This window comes from Rathayibacter sp. AY1F8 (genome assembly GCF_002932165.1).
Taxonomy (GTDB): domain Bacteria; phylum Actinomycetota; class Actinomycetes; order Actinomycetales; family Microbacteriaceae; genus Rathayibacter.
Genome location: NZ_PSVB01000003.1, coordinates 18,058 through 35,688, shown reverse-complemented (window position 1 = coordinate 35,688; position 17,631 = coordinate 18,058). Strand labels below are relative to the sequence as shown.

Below are 17,631 nucleotides of genomic sequence, written 5' to 3'. Positions count from 1 at the left end.
GCCGCGGAACGGATGAGACGCCGCTCAGAGGCGGCCGCGTCGGCGTGTTGAGCGGTGGCTCGGCGCACACTGGCTCCTGGACATCCCGGGACGACAGGAGACGCGCGTGCAGCTCGGCATTCACTTCATGAACTTCACCCTTCCGGGCGGAAGCGCGGGGATCGCGCCGATCCTCGGAGCGACCGCGCGGACGGCCGAGGACGTCGGCTGCGCCTGGTTCACGCTGATGGACCACTACTTCCAGATGGAGCACTTCGCGACGAGCGAGGATCCGATGCTCGAGGGCTACACCTCGCTCGGCTTCGTCGCCGGCCGGACGGAGCGGATGCGGCTGGGGCTCCTCGTCACCGGCGTGACGTACCGCCATCCGGGACTGCTCGCGAAGATCGTCACCACCCTCGACGTGCTCTCCGGCGGGCGCGCGATGCTCGGCATCGGCGCCGCCTGGTACGAGCGCGAGCACCTCGGGCTCGGCGTGCCCTACCCGCCGCTGAAGGAGCGGTTCGAGCGGCTGGAGGAGACGCTGCGGATCTGCCGTCAGATGTGGAGCGATGACGACGGGCCGTTCGAGGGGACGCACTACCGGCTGGCCGAGACGCTGAACCACCCGGCGCCGATCCAGCAGCCCGGCCCGCCCATCCTCATCGGCGGCGGCGGAGAGAGGAAGACGCTGCGGCTGGTCGCGCAGTACGGCGACGCCTGCAACCTGTTCGGCACCGGCGCGGACGACGTGGCGCACAAGCTCGACGTGCTGAAGCGGCACTGCGACGACCTCGGGCGCGACTACGCGACGATCACGAAGACCATCACCGGGGGCGGCGATCCGATCGGCGACCCCGACGGCTTCGTCCGCGCGATGGAGGAGTACGCGGCTCTGGGGATCGACCACGTGCAGCTGGCGCCGGCCGGGCCGGATCCGGAGGGGTACGTCGCCCGGCTGGGCGAGGGCGTGATCGAGCGGGTGGCGGCTCTCGGCTGAGGGCTCCCGGGCCGCGCGGCACCCGGACCGGCGCCGGTGCCGCGGGCGTCACCGCTGATCCGCTCCGCCGGCCGGGTCCGCCGTCACCGGCGCGAGGACTCCAGTGGCGGCCATGTCCCGGGTCGGGGGACGCCGTCGGCGGATCCTGCCCCCCCGTCAGGGTCGCGGCGTAGACGCGGGCGAGGAGCGCGACCTACGGTTCGAGCCTCCCACCTCGGGTTGTTGAGCTCACGCTGACGTGGGCAGATCGCTGGCCTCATGCCGCACGTGTCCTCTCGCACCTCGCTCCGCCGTCATCGGCAGGACCGCAGAAGAGGGGCGATCGGGACGGGTGTCGTCCTCGCCGTCGTGGGCGCCGCGCTCTTCGCCGGCGTCTCGGCGCAGGCGGCCACTGCTCCCGACCTCGGCACGGCGGAGGACTACTCGGTCCTGGCCGCGTCGACCGTGACGAACACGGGGTCGAGCGTCCTGGACCAGAGCGTCGGGGTCAGCCCGCTGACCGCCGTCACCGGGTTCCCGCCCGGACGGACGGACGGAGTGATCCACCGCGGAGACGCGGAGGCGGCTCAGGCCCAGGCCGACGTGGGCACCGCCTACGGACAGCTCGCCTCGCAGGCGACGACCGCGCAGATCGGCGCCGAGATCGGCGGCAGCACGCTGAAGCCCGGGGTCTACACCGCGGCCGGACCGGTCGGAGTGACGGGGACGCTCACGCTCGACGCCGAGGGCGTCAACGAGGCGGTCTTCGTGATCCGCGCCGCGTCGACGCTGACGACGGCCTCGTCGAGCACGGTGGCCCTGATCAACGGAGCGCAGGCCTGCAACGTCTACTGGCAGATCGGCAGCTCCGCGACGCTCGGCACCGACTCGGACTTCGTGGGCTCCGTGCTCGCCTCGGCCTCGATCACGGTGACGACGGGCGTCTCCGTCGAGGGCCGCGCACTGGCCCGCACGGGAGCGGTCACGCTCGACTCCAACGACTTCACCGAGCCGGGCTGCGAGCCCTCCGACGGCGGACCGTCGCCGACGGCTACGCCGACCGTGACGCCGACGGTCACGCCGACCGTGACGCCGACCGTGACGCCGACGGTCACGCCGACCGTGACCCCGACGGTCACGCCGACCGTGACGCCGACCGTGACCCCGACGGCACGCCGACCGTGACGCCGACCGTGACCCCGACGGTCACGCCCACCGTGACGCCGACGGTCACGCCCACCGTGACGCCGACGGTCACGCCGACAGTCACACCGACCGTGACGCCCACGGTCACGCCGACGGTGACCCCGACCATCACGCCGACCGTGACCCCGACGGTGACCCCCACCGTCACGCCGACCGTGACGCCGACGGTCACACCCACTGTCACGCCGACCGTGACTCCCACCGTCACCCCGACGGTGACTCCCACCGTCGTGCCGACGGTGACTCCGACGGTGACTCCCACCGTCGTGCCGACGGTGACTCCGACGGTGACTCCGACGGTGACTCCGACGATCGCGCCCACCGTGGCTCCGACGGTGACTCCGACGATCGCGCCCACCGTGGCTCCGACGGTGACTCCGACGATCGCGCCCACCGTGGCTCCGACGGTCACGCCGACGACCACGCCGACGGTGACCCCGACCGTGGCTCCGACGGCGACTCCCACCACCACGCCGACGGCGACCCCCACCCCCACGCCGACCGCGACGCCCACGGCCTCGCCCACTCCGACCGCGACCACAGCGCCGCGACCGGCGCCCTCCTACGCCGCGGTCGTTCCCGTGTCCGGGTCGAACGGTCCCCGCGGTCCGGCTCTCGCCTCGACCGGAGTGGACGCCGCAGCGACGGCGACCGCCGGAGTGCTGGGCCTGCTCGCCCTGCTCGCCCTGCTCGGCGGCGGTCTGATGCTCCTCACCCTCCGACGCCGCGGTGAACGCACCGGGAGCTGATCCCGGCTGATCACCGGCAGCTGATCACCGCCAGGCCGTGCGCCGGACTCCCGAGGGGTCCGGCGCACGTCTGCGCCCACGATCGCGCTCCGCCCGTCCCTCCGGTGTCCTCGCCGATGCGCGCTGGCCCGCTCGTGCGTCGAGACGCCGCTCCGAGCGTCGGGACACCGCTGAGCAGGCGGTGTCCTCCGCGTTCTCGCGGAGGGCGGGGGCGTCAGCCGGAGGACTCCCGCGGCACGAAGCGGACGGGCATGGCCTGCACGCCCGCGGTCGGACGTCCGTGGATCGCGTTCGAGAGCTCCTCCGCGGCGGCGCGGCCGAGCGTGTCGAGCATCATGTCGATGCTCGAGAGCGGCGGGCGGGCGGCCTCGACGAGGAGGTCCCAGTTGTCGAAGCCGACGACGGCCACGTCCTGCGGAACCCGCCGACCGGTCTCGCGCAGGTGGTCGAGGGTGCCGCGGGCGATCTGGTCGCTCGCGCAGATGATCGCGTCGAGGTCCGGATGCGCGCGCAGCAGCGTCTCGGCGCACTGGCGGCCCCAGCTCTCGGACCACTGCCCGAAGAGGACGCCGCCGCCGACCAGCGGCAGCCCCGCCTCCGTCAGCGCCTGCTCGACGCCCCGGGCGCGGTCGTGGGCGGCGGTGTAGCTCGGCTCGCCGTTGACGAGGGCGATCCTCGTCCGTCCGCGCTCGATCAGGTGGCGGGCGGCGAGGACGCCGGCCTGCACGTTGTCGGGCGTGAAGGAGGAGTCGCGCGGATCCTCCGAGGGCGCATAGGCGTAGACGACCGGCACCGGGATGGTGCGCGTGATCGAAGGGCGCGGGTTCGTCGTCCGGCCGAGCACCACGATCCCGTCGACGCGCTTGGCGAGCAGATTCTTGATGTGGTGCTGCTCGCGGATCGAGTCGCCGCGGGCGTCGCAGAGGAGCACCGACGTCGATCCTGCGCCGAACGCGTCCTCGGCGCCGAGCAGCACGGGGAGCACGAAGCGGTTGTCGAGATCGTTGGTGAGCATCCCGATGGTGCCCGTGCGCCGGGAGTTGAGGGCCTGCGCGAACGGGTTCGGGGTGAAGGAGAGGGCCTCGGCGGCGTCCAGCACGCGCTGGCGGGTCTCGGCGCGCACCTGGTCGCGGCCGTTGAGCGCCTTGGAGGCGGTGGCGATCGAGACGCCGGCGGCGGCCGCCACGTCGGTGAGCGTGATGGTGCCGGTGGGCTTGCGTGGTGGCACCGCGCCTCCGTTCCGGGCCCGGCGGGCCGCCGCGTCGATCCTCGCACGACTCCGGCGAAAAACCGAAAAGACCGAAAAGGTCGCATCTCTTGACGCGCTGACCGCCCCTGCTTAGGTTTACCCGACAGAAAGTAGTTTCGGCCCGGCGTAGACGATCGGGACGACTGCCGAGGAATCCATCAACGACGAAGGGATCATCCGTGAAGACGAGGAAGCACGCTCGGGGCCTCGCCGCCGCCGTCCTGCTGGGGACGGCCGCCGCCGCACTGACCGGCTGCGCGAGCGGCTCCGGGGGAGACTCCGGCTCCGCCGCGGGAGGCAGCTACACGTTCTGGGACCCGTACCCCCAGTTCGACGAGTCGTCCGACTGGGCGAAGCTCATCGACTCCTGCGGGACCGAGGCCGGCGTCACCGTCGAGCGCACCGGCTACGACACCACCGACCTGACCAACAAGGCGCTGCTCGCCGGCCAGCAGGGCAACTCGCCCGACCTCCTGCTCGTCGACAACCCCGTGGTCTCGACGCTCGCGGAGTCGGGCATCCTGACCACGACCGCCGAGTCCGGGCTCTCCACCGACGGGATCGACGCGAACATCCTCGCGGCCGGCCAGACCGGCAGCGACACCTTCGGCGTGCCGATCGGCGCCAACACGCTCGCGCTGTACTACAACAAGGCCGTGCTCGAGAAGGCCGGCGTGGACGCCGCCTCCATCACCGACTGGGCCGGGCTGACCGACGCGCTCGAGGAGGTCACCGCCTCCGGTGGCAAGGGCATCACGTTCTCCGGCATCGGCACGGAGGAGGGGACCTTCCAGTTCCTGCCGTGGTTCTGGGGCTCCGGCGCCGAGCTGACCGACCTCGACTCGCCCGCCGCGGTCGACGCCGTCTCGCTCTGGAGCGACTGGCTGGAGAAGGGCTACGCGCCCAACTCCGTGATCGGCAACACGCAGACCACGAGCTGGCAGGAGTTCGAGACCGGCGAGTACGCGTTCGGCGAGAACGGCACCTGGCAGCTGGCCAACGCGAAGGCCTCGGGCATCGACTACGGCGTCCTGACCATCCCGTCGAAGGACGGCGGAGCGGCCCCCGCACCGACCGGAGGCGAGTTCCTCACCCTCCCGGTGCAGTCGGACACGGCGCGCTACGAGACCTCGAAGCAGATCGCCGAGTGCCTGACCTCGACGGAGAGCCTGGTCACGACCGACAACACGCTCTCGTACATCGCGCCGACGGCCGAGGCGCAGCAGGAGCAGGTCGCCGGCAACGCCGACCTCGAGCCGTGGGTCACCGCCGTGCAGGCCGCGAAGGGCCGCACCTCGGACGACCTCGGCACGAAGTACCCGAAGATCTCGGAGCAGCTGTGGGGCGCGGTGCAGACCGTGCTCAGCGGCTCGCAGTCTCCCGAGGACGCCCTGAAGGCCGCCCAGTCGGCCGCCGAATCCGCCACGAAGTAGGACGACCGGGGGCTCCCGCTCCCCGAACGAGGTCCCCCCGGCCGGTGCTCCGCGCACCGGCCGGGGGGACGGGAGAGACCATGACCACTGCCACCGAGACCGCCCGCCTCCTGCGGCGCGGCACCGAGCCGCCGGCCCCGCCCGCCCCGGCCGCCGAGAGCCGTCGGCGCCGCCGGCGCCCCGAGGGCGGCCGCCTGGTCGCGTGGGCGTTCCTCGCCCCGCTCGTCGCCTACCTGCTCGTCTTCTACGCGTTCCCGCTCTACCGCAACCTCGAGCTGAGCCTGAAGGACTACACGGTCCGCTCGTTCGTGCAGGGGAACGCGCCCTTCGTCTGGTTCGACAACTACGTCCAGGTGTTCCAGGACGCGACCTTCGGCCCGGCGCTGCTGCACACGGCGGTCTTCACCGGCGTCTCGCTCCTCTTCCAGTTCACGCTGGGGCTGGCGCTCGCCGTGTTCTTCTACCGCCGCTTCCCGCTGGCGAGCACGCTCCGGGCGCTGTTCCTGGTGCCGTGGCTCCTGCCGCTGATCGTCTCGGCCTCGACCTGGTCGTGGATGCTCAACAGCGACTCCGGCATCGTGAACGCGTTCCTGGAGTCGTTCGGGATCGGCCAGATCAACTGGCTCACCTCGCCGACCACCTCGCTGATCGCGGTCCTGATCGCGAACATCTGGATCGGCATCCCGTTCAACCTGGTGATCCTCTACTCCGGCCTGCAGAACATCTCGCAGGACCTCTACGAGGCGGCCTCGCTCGACGGCGCGACCGGCGCCCAGCAGTTCTGGCGGATCACGCTGCCGCTGCTGCGGCCGGTGTCGGCGATCACGATCCTGCTCGGCCTCGTCTACACGCTGAAGGTGTTCGACATCATCTGGATCATGACGAAGGGCGGCCCCGCCGACTCCTCGACCACGCTCGCCACCTGGACGTACCAGCTCGGCTTCGGCTCGATGCTGCCCGACTTCGGACCGGCCGCGGCCGTCGGCAACCTGCTGATCATCCTGGCCCTCGTCTTCGGCCTCGTGTACATCCGGGTCCAGCGGAAGCAGGCCGACTCGTGACCGCCCGCCGCCCCTGGTACCTGACGGTGGTCGGGATCGCCCTCACGGCGGTCATGCTGTTCCCCGTCTACTGGATGATCAACGTCTCCCTCACTCCGACCGGCTCGATGCGGAAGGATCCGCCGGACTGGTTCCCGTTCTCGCCCACGTTCACTGGCTACCAGGCGGTGCTGAGCGAGCAGCTGCCCTACCTGGGCACCAGCCTCGTCGTCGGCCTCGGCACGGTGCTGCTGACCGTGGCGATCGCCGCTCCCGCCGCCTACTCGCTGGCGAAGCTGCGGCCCCGCGGCGGGCAGGCCCTCTCGTTCGTGCTGCTGATCGCGCAGATGATCCCGGCGATCATCATGGCGATGGGCTTCTACGCCATCTACCTCAACCTGGGGCTGCTCAACTCGATCCCGGGCCTGATCGTGGCCGACTCCACCATCGCGGTGCCGTTCGGCGTGCTGATCTTCACGGCCTTCATGTCGGGGATCCCCGACGAGCTCACCCAGGCGGCCCGGATGGACGGAGCGAGCGCCTGGCGCACCTTCACCTCGGTGATCATGCCGATCAGCCGCAACTCCGTCGTCACCGTCTCGCTGTTCGCGTTCCTCTGGGCCTGGTCGGACTTCATCTTCGCCTCGACGCTCGACAGCGGCGGGAAGCTCCAGCCGATCACCCTCGGCATCTACAAGTACATCGGCAACAACAACCAGGAGTGGAACTCGATCATGGCGACCGCCGTGGTCGCCTCGCTCCCGGCCGCCGTCCTCCTCGTCGTCGCCCAGCGGTACGTCTCGGCGGGAGTCACCGCCGGCGCCGTCAAGGACTGACCCGTCCCTCCAAGGAGACACCGTGACCCTCACCGCCCCCACCGCCACCGCCCTCGGCGGCCCGGTCGCCCCCTCGCGGAGCGTGCTCCGGCCGCTCCGCCAGGACGAGATCAGCCTCACCGGCGGCTTCTGGAAGCACTACCAGGACCTCAACTCCTCCGCCGTCATCGAGCACTGCCGCTCGTGGATCGAGCGCGTCGGCTGGGCCGGCAACTTCGACCGCGCGGCCGACGGCTCGATCTCGTCCGCCGAGGGCGGCGACGCGCACGCGGGCATCGAGTTCGTGGACTCCGAGGTCTACAAGCTCCTCGAGGCCATGGCCTGGGAGCTCGGCCGGAGCGACGACGCCGGGCTGCAGGAGCGGTACGACGACCTCGTCGCGCGGGTCGCCTCCGCCCAGGACCCGGACGGGTACCTGCACACGAGCTTCGGCCGGCCCGGCCAGCGTGCGCGCTACTCCGACCTGGAGTGGGGCCACGAGCTGTACAGCTTCGGGCACCTGATCCAGGCCGCCGTGGCGCGGCTGCGCACCGGTCACGACGACCTCCTGCCGCAGGTCGCCCGGCGCCTCGCCGACCACGTGCATCGCGAGTTCGGGCCCGAGGGGAGGGTCGCCGTGTGCGGCCACCCCGAGATCGAGCCGGCGCTCGCCGAGCTGGCGCGGGCGACGGGGGAGGAGCGCTACCTCGAGCTGGCCCGCCTCTTCGTGGAGCGGCGCGGGACGGGGACGCTGAAGCCGATCGCGTTCGGCGCCGAGTACTTCCAGGACGACGTGCCCGTGCGCGACGCGGAGGTGCTGCGCGGCCACGCGGTGCGGGCCCTCTACCTCGCCTCCGGGGCTCTCGATGTCGCGGTCGAGACCGGCGACGCCGAGCTGGAGGAGGCGGTCCGCCGCCAGTGGGAGGCGACCGTCGAGCGGCGCACCTACGTCACGGGCGGGATGGGCTCGCACCACCAGGACGAGGCGTTCGGCGCCGACTACGAGCTGCCGCCGGACCGCGCCTACGCCGAGACCTGCGCGGCGATCGGCTCCACGATGCTCAGCTGGCGGCTCCTGCTCGGCTCGAACGAGCACCGCTACGCGGACCTGATGGAGCGGACGCTGCTGAACGCGGTGCTCCCCGCCACCCGCGACGACGGCCGCGCCTTCTTCTACACGAACACGCTGCAGCAGCGCGTCGACGGAGTGGCGCCGGACGAGTCGCGCGAGACCGACCGCGCGCAGTCCAGCCTCCGCGCGCCCTGGTTCTGGGTCTCGTGCTGCCCGACCAACACCGCCCGCACCCTCGCGAGCGTCGAGCTCGGCTTCGCGACCGCCACCGACGACGGGGTGCAGCTCCACCAGTACGGCGCGTACGAGGTGCGCACCGGAGGCGTCGCGCTGCGCGTCGAGACGGAGTACCCGGCCGACGGCGAGATCGTCGTGCGGATCCTCGAGGACGCGGAGTTCGCGTTGACGCTGCGGGTGCCGCCGTTCGCGCGGGGCTCGGCGCTGCTCGACGGCGAGCCGGTCTCGACGCCGACCGTCACCGTCCGCCGGGCGTTCTCCGCCGGCGACACCGTGCGGCTCTCGCTGCCGATGACGGCCCGCTTCGTCGCCCCGCACCCCCGGATCGACGCGGTGCGCGGCCAGGTCGCCCTCGAGCGCGGGCCGTTCGTGCTCGCGATCGAGTCGCTCGACCTGCCCGAGGGCCTGGACACCGAGCACATCGCGGTCGACGCGTCGGTGCCGCCCGTCGTGACGGCGGAGGGAGCGCGCGTGTCCCTCGTGGCGCGGGAGGCGGCATCCGGCTGGCCCTACGGCTCCGTGCCTGTGGAGGAGGGGCGCCGCTTCGAGGCGGAGTTCCGGCCGTACCACCGCTGGGCGAACCGCGGACCGTCGACGATGCGGATCTGGACGCCGACGGCCTGACGGGCACCGCTCGCGAGAACGCAGAAGTCGTCGCACTCGAGCGCGAATGCGACGACTCCTGCGGAGTGGCTGCCGTTGCGGCGCCTGCGCTCAGATCCAGCCGCGCTCGCGGGCCTCGATGACCGCGCGCTGGCGGGTGTCGACGTCGAGCTTGCGCAGGATCGACGAGACGTGGTTGCGGACGGTGCCGGAGGAGAGGTGCAGCGCCGCGCCGATCTCGCCGATCGTCTCGCCGCGGGAGCCGGCGCTGAGCACGTCGAGCTCGCGGTCGGTCAGCGGGCTGCGCGTGCTCGCCAGGGCGTCGGCGGCGATCTCCGGATCGACGTAGCGGCGTCCGCTCGCGACCTGGCGGATCACCTCGGCGACGTCCTCGACCCGGCGCGACTTCGGCAGGAAGCCGCTGACGCCCGCTCCGAGCGCTCGCCGCAGGACCCCCGGCCGCGCGTGCCGGGTGACGACCACGACGCGCGTCGCCGAGACCCGGCGCAGCCGCTCCGCCGCCTCGATCCCGTCGAGCCCGGGCATCTCGACGTCGAACAGGCACACGTCGGGCTGCAGGCGCAGCGCCTCCGCGACCGCCTGCTCGCCGTCGCGGCACTCGCCCACGATCTCGAGGTCCTCCTCGAGGCGGAGGAGCGCGGCCAGCGCCGTGCGGATCATGTCCTCGTCGTCGGCGATCAGCACCCGGATCACGAGTCGCTCCCCACCGGCAGGCGCGCGTCCAGCTCGAAGGAGCGGCGGACCGCCCCGGCGCGCAGCGTCCCGCCCGCCCGCTCGACCCGCTCCGCCATGCCGAGGACGCCCGAGCCGGTCCCGTCCGCCTCCTCCGCGTCCGGTGCCAGGTCGTTCACCGCCTCGAACCGCCACTCGTCCCGCTCCCGCGCGAGCCGCAGCCGCGCGCTGGAGCCGCCGCCGTGCTTGAGGATGTTGGTCGTCGTCTCGCGGACCACCGGCCCGAGCGTCTCGGCCGGCGCGTGAGCCGCCGCCGGGTCGACCTCGAGCTCGACGCGGAGCCCGGCCGAGCGGAGCAGGTCGGCGGCGTTGGCCAGCTCGTCGGCGAGCGGGACGCTGCGGAAGCGCGTGGCGAGCTCGCGGGTGCCGGTGCGGGCGCCGTCGACCGAGCGCTGGGCGGCGCGCAGCTGCTCGAGAGCGGCCTCCGGGTCGCTGCCGAGGAGGCGCTCGGCGAGCTCGAGCTGCAGCGCGATCACCTGGAGGTGGTGCCCCTGGAGGTCGTGCACGTCGCCGGCGAGCAGCAGGCGCTCCTGCGCGGCGGCGAGTCGGCCCTCGGCGGCGCGCGCCCGGTCGAGCTCGCGGACGATGTCCCACCACCACAGCGCGCTGACGACCGTCAGGGGCAGCAGCGTCGCGAACAGCAGGAGGGTCGAGAGCGCGGCCGACGCGTCCGGCGCCGCGCGCGTCTGCTCGAGCACCGCCGCGACCGCGAGGACGATCGTGCAGAGCACCATCACCCGGAGCCGCACCCCGCTCTGCCAGGGCAGCACGGCGACCAGGGTCGCGGCGAGCGAGAGTCCGAGCGCGAGGCTCCCGGCGGCCGTGCCGGTGAGCGCGGCGGCCGCCACTCCGAGGCAGAAGACCAGGGTCGGCGCGGCCCGGAGGCGCACCGGGCCCTCGCGGTCGGCGCGCCGGTACGCGAGCGCGGTCGGCGAGAACACCGCGACCCAGGCGGCCGCGCCCAGGAAGTAGGCGGCCTTCCGCCACTCCTCGGCCTCGGCGCTCAGCACCGCCACGGACCAGACGGCCAGGACGACCACCACGAAGGAGGCGGCTGACGCGAGGGTGTACCACCAGGTCACGGCGACGCCGCGGCCTGCGCGCACGGGCGGATCCGCCTCGGTCGAGTTCACCATGCGGCCCAGGCTACGACCATGACACTTGTCACCCCTCGGGCCGTCGATCCTCCCGGGAAGCGGTGATCCGGCGGCACTGCCGTGGCGCTCCCGGACACGGTCGGATGGAGGAGTCCCGAGAGCCGGGGCCACGTACCGGAAGGCACGACCATGACGATCATCAGCGACGCGATGCTCGGATTCCAGGACCTGATCGGCCGCGTTCCCGAGCTCGTGCAGCCCCTCGTCGTCGCCGCGGCCGGGGCCGTCCCCTTCATCGAGGGCGAGGGAGCGGCGAGCATCGGGATCATCGGCGGCATCCACCCGGTCGTCGCCGGGCTTGCGGGGGCGATCGGCAACTTCGTCTGTGTGGCGCTGCTCGTGCTGCTGGGCACCGGCGTCCGCTCGGCGATCACGGGCCGCTCGGAGGCGAAGCGGACGACTCCGCGGCGCGAGAAGTTCCAGCGGGCCTTCACCCGCTACGGCGTCCCGGGCGTGAGCCTGCTGGGGCCGCTGCTGCTCCCGACGCACTTCACCGCGGTGATGCTGGCGGGCGCCGGAGTCGGCCGCGGGCGGATCCTGCTCTGGCAGGGCGTCGCGATCGCGCTGTGGACGACGGTGCTGACGGTGATCGTCGGGCTCGCGGTCTCGGGCGCGACGCAGGCGGGCTGAGCGGGCCGGACACGGTCCTGAAGCGTGCGACCCCGGTGGCGCAGAGGCGTCCGCGCCATCGGTCAGCGCCGGATGCGCCGTCCCGGTCCGCCGTCCGGGTCCGCCGGGCCGGCGGACTGCAGGTGGGTGTGCAGGCGGATGAGGGTGTCGCGCAGCCGGGTCTTGACGGTGCCGAGCGGGATTGACAGCTCCTCCGCGATCTCGGAGTGGCTGTACCCGCGGACGTAGGCGAGGTAGAGGACGTCGTGGTGGATGGCGGCGAGCTGCCGGATCGCGCCGGCCGCGGGCGCCAGGGCCAGCCGGACGTCCGAGCGCTCCCACTCGTGATCGCGCCGCCGGTCGAGGACCGTGTACTGCAGCTCCCGGCGCCGCGCCGACCGGTCCGCCCGGGCGCGGTCCACGGCACGGCGGTGCGCGACCTGGGCCAGGAAGGCGAGCACGGGACGGCCCGGGTCGAGCGAGCGCGCGGTGCGCCAGAGCTCGAGGTAGACCTCCTGCGCGACCTCCTCGGCGGCGGCGCGGTCGTCGAGCACGGCGTCCGCGACGGAGACGACCCTGCCCGCGGTGAGCGAGTAGAGCTGCCGGAAGGCGGTCCGGTCGCCCGCGCAGACCCGCAGCAGTAGGGCCGCTGACCGCGCAGGGCCGTCCCCGGGCTCACGCCGCTTGCCCGTCATCGTCGACACAGGGCTCAGCCTGGCACCGCGGACGCGCTCCTCCCGAGGTCGTGCCCCGAGAGGTGGCCCCCATTAGAGGCTCACTTCTGCTCGCGTCCGCTGATGTGCGCCGCCCGACCCCCACTCTGCCCAGGGCCGGCCGTGCGCAACCGAGGCCCGGAGCGTCCGACAGTGGCCATCAGGCCGGTGCCGGGCCGCTCGACCTCGGTTGCGGACGGGCTCAGGCGGCGACGCGCGCGTTCGACTGCGCGAGGAGAGCGACCGAGCGCAGGCGCGCCTCCGTCTGCAGCGACGCGTGGGCGACGATGACCTCGTCGGCGTCGGCGGAGCGGGCGAAGTCGGCGGCGTAGTCGGCCACCTGGTCGCCGGTGCCGACACCGGTGTAGGTGGTCATGCTCGCGACGTGGGCGCCGATCGGGGCGCTGAGCAGGGCGTCGAGCTCCTCGTCGTCGAAGGTCTGGCCGACGGGGATCTGCCCGCTCTGGCGCAGCAGCATCATCAGGCGGGCGCGCTTCATCTGCGCGAACTGCTCCTGCGCGTCCTCCTCGGTGTCGGAGGCGATGGCGTTCATCCCGGCGATCACGTAGGGCGCGTCGAGCTGCTCGGAGGGGCGGAAGCCGCGGCGGTACTCCGCGACGGCCTGGTGCAGCGCGTCCGGAGCGAAGTGCGAGGCGAACGCGTACGGCAGGCCCAGCGCGGCTGCGAGCTGCGCGCCGAAGAGCGAGGAGCCGAGGATGTAGAGGGGGACGCGGGTGCCGGCACCGGGCGTCGCGCTCACTCCGGGGATGCGGGACTCACCGGCGAGGAACGCCTGCAGCTCCAGCACGTCCTGCGGGAAGCGCTCGGAGGAGTCGGGGTCGCGGCGGAGCGCGCGGAAGGTCGCCTGGTCGCTGCCGGGGGCGCGGCCGAGTCCGAGGTCGATCCGTCCCGGGTGCAGCGTCTCGAGGGTGCCGAACTGCTCGGCGATGGTGAGCGGGGAGTGGTTCGGCAGCATGACGCCGCCGGAGCCGAGGCGGATCGTGGAGGTCTGCGAGGCGACGTGCGCGATGAGCACCGAGGTCGCGCTGGAGGCGATGCTCGCCATGTTGTGGTGCTCGGCGTACCAGACGCGGCGGTAGCCGTTCCGCTCGGCCTCCTGGGCCAGGGCGACGGAGGCGGCGAAGCTGTCGCGAGCGGTCTCACCGGGGGCGATGGGGGCGAGGTCGAGGATGGAGAGGGGAACGCTCATGGTGAGGGCAACGCCCGCGACGGCTCCGGTGTTCCCGTCGCGGGCGCCGTCCTCACGCCTCGGGGATGTCGCGGCCGTACGCCTCCAGCGTCACGGCCTCGGGCTCCGGTCCGCCGCGCACGCCGGCCTCGAGGGCGTCGATCCGGGCGAGCTCCGAGCCGGAGAGCGCGAAGTCGAACACGTCGATGTTCTCGGCGATGCGCTCGGGGCGGGTCGACTTCGGGATGACCTGGCGGCCCTCCTGCAGGTGCCAGCGGAGCATCACCTGCGCGGCCGTCTTCCCGTACTTGGCGCCGAGCTCGAGGAGCACCGGGTCGTCGAAGCTGCGGCGCGGGGAGTCGCGGTAGGCGGTGATGCCGCCGATCGGCGACCAGGCCTGGGTGAGGATGTCGTTCTCGCAGCCGAAGCGCTCGACCCGCCGCTGCTGGAAGTACGGGTGAACCTCGAGCTGGTTCACCGCGGGGACGACGTCGGTCTCGGCGAGGAGGCGGGTGAGGTGCTCGACCATGAAGTTGCTCACGCCGATCGCCCGCACCCTCCCGTCGGCGAGCAGCCGCTCGAGCGCCCGGTAGGCGTCGAGGGTGCGGTCGAAGGCCTCGGGCAGGGCCTGGTGCAGGATCAGCAGGTCGATCCGCTCGACGCCGAGCTTGCCCGCGCTCTTGTCGAAGGCGTGCAGCGTCTCGTCGTAGCCGTAGTCGCTGATCCACACCTTCGTCTCGAGGAAGACGTCGTCGCGGCCGGCGATCGCCTCGCCCACCTCGCGCTCGTTGCCGTAGGCCGCCGCCGTGTCGATGTGCCGGTACCCCGCGTCGAGCGCGGCGGCGACGGCGGCGCGGGTCTCGTCGGGCGGAGTCTGGAAGACGCCGAGTCCGAGGGCGGGGATCTCGACACCGTTGTGGAGAGTGAACGTGTTCATGAGCCCACGCTACGTCCGCAGACGCCGAGTCGCCCGGGAAGCCGCGCGCGACTCCTCAGGCGACCCCGTCGCTCCGGCCCTGCTCAGCCGTCGATCGGCAGCAGGATCCCCTTCACCGTCTCGTCCGTGGCGAGGAACTCCTGCACGGCCGGGTCCTGGAAGGCCTGGACGAGCTTCTTCACGTTCTCGGTGTCGCGGTACTTCGAGCCGATGGTGAGCTGCCCGGCGAAGTCGTCGGGGGCCTGCGGGGCGAAGATCTGCTGCTCGATCGGGATGCCGGCGGCGAGGTAGTACTCGGTGTAGCCGACGGCCGCGTCGAGGTCCGGCAGCGCGCGCGATTGGGCGGCGAAGTCGAGCAGGGTGAACTGCAGGTTCTTCGGGTTCTCGGCGATGTCGTCCTGGGTCGCGGTGCCAGGCTCCGTGCCCGGCTTCAGCGTGATCAGGCCGGCGTTCTGCAGCAGCCAGAGGCCCTGCGCCTCGTTGGCGGGGTCGGAGTAGAGCGAGACCGTGCCGCCGTCGGGGATCTGGGAGACGTCGGAGTACTTGTCGCTCCAGAGCCCGAAGCCCCAGCGGAAGACGGGGGTGGCCGCCTCCTCCTCGAAGTCGGGGTTGGCCTCGAGCACCTGTCCCAGCCAGAGCTTGTGCTGGTAGACCGTGGCCGCGACCTCGCCCTCGCTCACCGCGCGGTTGATGGTGTTGCTGTCCGAGAGCCCCTTGAAGGCGACGGTGATGCCGTAGCGCGGCGCCACCTCCTTCGCGACGAAGTCGACCAGGGCCTGCTCGGAGGCATTGCCCTCGGCGGTCGCGACGTAGAGCGTCGCTCCCTCCTGCTCGTTGGCCGAGACGGCGGGGGAGAGGAGCGGGACGGCGATCGCGGAGGCGACGCCGACCACGACGACGGCCGCTCCGGCGATCCAGGGCCAGCGGCGCTTCTTCTTGAGATCGAATCCGAGGTCGTCGGGAGTGGACATGGCGGTGCCTTTCGAAGAGGGGGTGCGCGGGCGCGCGGGAGGGGCGCCCGAGGGCGCAGGAGGAGGAGTGGTGGTTCTAGACGGCGGCCGCGACCCGGGGCGCTCGCCGCGAGCGGGAGGCGCCGGGCGTGGTCGCGCGGACGAGGGCGTCGCCGGTGAGCTGCACGGTCGCGACGGTGGCGACCAGGATCACGATGGTGGCGAGCATGACGGTGGTGTCGAAGCGCTGGTAGCCGTAGGTCACCGCGACGTAGCCGATGCCGCCGGCGCCGATCGTGCCGGCGATCGCCGAGTACTCGATCATCGCGATCGTGTTGATCGTCAGGCCGCCGATGATCTGGGGCACCGCCTCGCTCAGCTGGGCGGTCCGCACCACCTGCAGCCGCGACGCTCCGGAGGCGCGGGCGACGCGGGTGAGCGAGAGCGGCACGCTGCGCAGCGCGTTCTCGACGATCCGGGTGAAGAAGGCGATCCCCGCGATCGACATCGGCACGACGGCGGCCGCGATCCCGATGTTGGTGCCGGTGATCAGGCGCGTGAACGGCATGATCGACGCCATCAGGATGAGGAACGGCAGCGAGCGGCCGACGCTGATGACGGCGCTGAGCACCTGGTGGGCGGCCCGGTTCTCGGCCAGCCCGCCCGGAGCGAGGTTGTGCACGAGAGCGCCCAGCGGCACGCCGACCAGCACCACGATCGCCATGACGATGCCGACCATGATCAGCGTCTCGCCGAGCGCCGGCAGCACCAGCGCGGGGATCTGCTCGAGCGGGACTTTGTTGTCGAGGTGGAGGATCATGCCGCCACCTCCTCGGCGAGGACGCGCACGCCGGCGGGCCGGACCGACAGGCCGAGCTCGGCCGCCGCACGGGTGAGCCGCGCCTCGTCGACCGGGCCGAGCCCGATCGTCGCGTGGCCGACCGCCTGCCCGTCCACCGTCTCGATCGCCGCGCCGAGCAGCGAGACGGGGCCGACCGCCTCCGCGAGCCGGGTGACCCAGTCGGTCGGCACTCCGGAGCGGGAGTAGCCCACCACCCATTCGCCCAGACCCGGGCCGGGCGCGACGGAGGGGCGCACCGGGTTGAGGGCGAGGCCGAGCGGGGACGCGGGGTCGCGCAGCAGGTCGACGAGGCGCCCCGACTCCACGATGCGGCCGTGGTCGAGGCGGGCGACGGAGTCGGCCACCTGGCGCACCGTCTCCATCTCGTGGGTGATGAAGAGGATCGAGAGGCCCAGGTCGTCGCGCAGCTCCTTCAGGAGCGTGGTGATCGCGGTGGTCGAGGCGGGGTCGAGGCCCGAGGTCGCCTCGTCGGAGAGCAGCACCGAGGGGCGGAGGGCGAGCGCGCGGGCGATGCCGACGCGCTGGCGCTGACCACCGGAGAGCTGGTGCGGGTAGTAGCGGGCGCGGTCCGAGAGGCCGACGCGCTCGAGCAGCTCCGCGACGCGGTGCTTCGTCTCGGCGGCGGTGACGCCGAGGTACTCCAACGGCAGGGCCACGTTCTGCTCGGCCGTGCGGCGGCTGAAGAGTCCGTCGGACTGGAAGACGGTGCCGATGCGGCGGCGGGCGACGCGCAGCCGCTCCTCCGAGAGCTGCGAGAGCGCCTCCCCGTTGACGACGACCGTGCCCGAGGTGGGCCGCTCGAGGAGGTTCACGCAGGCGGCGAGCGTGCTCTTGCCCGCACCGCTCGGGCCGACGACGGCGAAGATCTCGCCGGTCGCGACCGAGAAGTCGAGGCGGTCGAGCACGGTCGCCGGACCGTACGACTTGCTGAGCTGCTCGAGCCGGATCATCGCGTTCCTTCGGACGGGTCGGGCGGCCGCGGCCTCTCCGCGTCGTCCCGGACACGATGATGGAGCACCGCGGGCCCGCCCGTCCCGGCCCGCGTCGCCCGGCGTAACCCTTCGTCGCGGGGCGTAACAGTGCGCGGGGCGGAGGGGGT

The 17,631-nt window shown here is 72.7% G+C and carries 17 protein-coding genes; 7 read left to right on the top strand and 10 right to left on the bottom strand.

Annotation, left to right across the window (positions count from 1 at the left end; all coding sequences use genetic code 11):
• The first annotated feature begins 106 nt into the window (after positions 1 to 106).
• Positions 107 to 979: an LLM class F420-dependent oxidoreductase gene (locus tag C5C35_RS03405; protein WP_181127373.1), complete on the top strand. Its 873-nt coding sequence runs from the start codon at positions 107 to 109 to the stop codon at positions 977 to 979.
• A gap of 267 nt (positions 980 to 1,246) precedes the next feature.
• Positions 1,247 to 2,143 carry an ice-binding family protein gene (locus tag C5C35_RS03400; RefSeq protein WP_258065774.1) on the top strand — a complete coding sequence of 299 codons (897 nt, stop codon included), beginning with the start codon at positions 1,247 to 1,249 and terminating at the stop codon, positions 2,141 to 2,143.
• Here the strand turns inward: C5C35_RS03400 and C5C35_RS16875 are convergent.
• Entirely contained in the window at positions 2,094 to 2,705 is a 612-nt protein-coding gene (locus C5C35_RS16875) for a hypothetical protein (protein WP_181127374.1), read from the bottom strand. The two genes, C5C35_RS03400 and C5C35_RS16875, sit on opposite strands and share 50 nt — an antisense overlap.
• Before the next feature lie 422 nt (positions 2,706 to 3,127).
• A complete protein-coding gene (locus C5C35_RS03390) occupies positions 3,128 to 4,141 on the bottom strand; it encodes a LacI family DNA-binding transcriptional regulator (protein WP_104237753.1) in 1,014 nt (337 codons plus the stop codon).
• Between the two features lie 200 nt (positions 4,142 to 4,341).
• Here C5C35_RS03390 and C5C35_RS03385 point away from each other — a divergent pair, with 200 nt between their 5' ends.
• The 4 genes from C5C35_RS03385 to C5C35_RS03370 all read left to right on the top strand — a co-directional run bounded on the left by C5C35_RS03385 (position 4,342) and on the right by C5C35_RS03370 (position 9,383).
• Positions 4,342 to 5,595 carry an extracellular solute-binding protein gene (locus tag C5C35_RS03385; protein ID WP_104262569.1) on the top strand — a complete coding sequence of 418 codons (1,254 nt, stop codon included), beginning with the start codon at positions 4,342 to 4,344 and terminating at the stop codon, positions 5,593 to 5,595.
• Positions 5,596 to 5,675: 80 nt separating this feature from the next.
• Entirely contained in the window at positions 5,676 to 6,656 is a 981-nt protein-coding gene (locus tag C5C35_RS03380; protein ID WP_104247032.1) for a carbohydrate ABC transporter permease, read from the top strand.
• Entirely contained in the window at positions 6,653 to 7,471 is an 819-nt protein-coding gene (locus C5C35_RS03375) for a carbohydrate ABC transporter permease (RefSeq protein WP_104222699.1), read from the top strand. Before C5C35_RS03380 ends, C5C35_RS03375 begins: the two co-directional genes overlap by 4 nt.
• Before the next feature lie 22 nt (positions 7,472 to 7,493).
• Positions 7,494 to 9,383, top strand: a complete 1,890-nt coding sequence (locus C5C35_RS03370; RefSeq protein ID WP_104262568.1) for a glycoside hydrolase family 127 protein — start codon at positions 7,494 to 7,496, stop codon at positions 9,381 to 9,383.
• A gap of 90 nt (positions 9,384 to 9,473) precedes the next feature.
• Here the strand turns inward: C5C35_RS03370 and C5C35_RS03365 are convergent, their stop codons facing one another.
• Together C5C35_RS03365 and C5C35_RS03360 are read right to left on the bottom strand one after the other, a co-directional pair.
• Entirely contained in the window at positions 9,474 to 10,076 is a 603-nt protein-coding gene (locus C5C35_RS03365) for a response regulator transcription factor (RefSeq protein WP_104222701.1), read from the bottom strand.
• Positions 10,073 to 11,251, bottom strand: coding sequence for a sensor histidine kinase (locus C5C35_RS03360; RefSeq protein ID WP_104262567.1), 1,179 nt, complete (start codon positions 11,249 to 11,251; stop codon positions 10,073 to 10,075). The genes C5C35_RS03365 and C5C35_RS03360 overlap by 4 nt, the downstream gene beginning before the upstream one ends.
• A 150-nt stretch (positions 11,252 to 11,401) precedes the next feature.
• Here C5C35_RS03360 and C5C35_RS03355 point away from each other — a divergent pair, with 150 nt between their 5' ends.
• Positions 11,402 to 11,902: a small multidrug efflux protein gene (locus C5C35_RS03355; RefSeq protein ID WP_104262566.1), complete on the top strand. Its 501-nt coding sequence runs from the start codon at positions 11,402 to 11,404 to the stop codon at positions 11,900 to 11,902.
• A gap of 62 nt (positions 11,903 to 11,964) precedes the next feature.
• On the opposite strand, the gene C5C35_RS03350 is transcribed toward C5C35_RS03355, so the two are convergent.
• The 6 genes from C5C35_RS03350 to C5C35_RS03325 form a co-directional block, all read right to left on the bottom strand.
• Positions 11,965 to 12,576 carry a sigma-70 family RNA polymerase sigma factor gene (locus C5C35_RS03350; RefSeq protein ID WP_258066358.1) on the bottom strand — a complete coding sequence of 204 codons (612 nt, stop codon included), beginning with the start codon at positions 12,574 to 12,576 and terminating at the stop codon, positions 11,965 to 11,967.
• A gap of 220 nt (positions 12,577 to 12,796) precedes the next feature.
• Positions 12,797 to 13,804, bottom strand: a complete 1,008-nt coding sequence (locus C5C35_RS03345; RefSeq protein ID WP_104222705.1) for an LLM class flavin-dependent oxidoreductase — start codon at positions 13,802 to 13,804, stop codon at positions 12,797 to 12,799.
• A 52-nt stretch (positions 13,805 to 13,856) separates the two neighbouring features.
• Positions 13,857 to 14,720 (bottom strand): aldo/keto reductase, encoded by an 864-nt coding sequence (locus C5C35_RS03340; protein WP_104222706.1) that lies wholly within the window; start codon positions 14,718 to 14,720, stop codon positions 13,857 to 13,859.
• Between the two features lie 83 nt (positions 14,721 to 14,803).
• Entirely contained in the window at positions 14,804 to 15,691 is an 888-nt protein-coding gene (locus tag C5C35_RS03335) for a MetQ/NlpA family ABC transporter substrate-binding protein (RefSeq protein ID WP_104257783.1), read from the bottom strand.
• A gap of 76 nt (positions 15,692 to 15,767) precedes the next feature.
• Complete coding sequence (locus C5C35_RS03330; protein WP_104222708.1) at positions 15,768 to 16,490, bottom strand: methionine ABC transporter permease; 723 nt, start codon at positions 16,488 to 16,490, stop codon at positions 15,768 to 15,770.
• Complete coding sequence (locus tag C5C35_RS03325; protein ID WP_104262564.1) at positions 16,487 to 17,482, bottom strand: methionine ABC transporter ATP-binding protein; 996 nt, start codon at positions 17,480 to 17,482, stop codon at positions 16,487 to 16,489. The genes C5C35_RS03330 and C5C35_RS03325 overlap by 4 nt, the downstream gene beginning before the upstream one ends.
• Between the last annotated feature and the right edge of the window lie 149 nt (positions 17,483 to 17,631).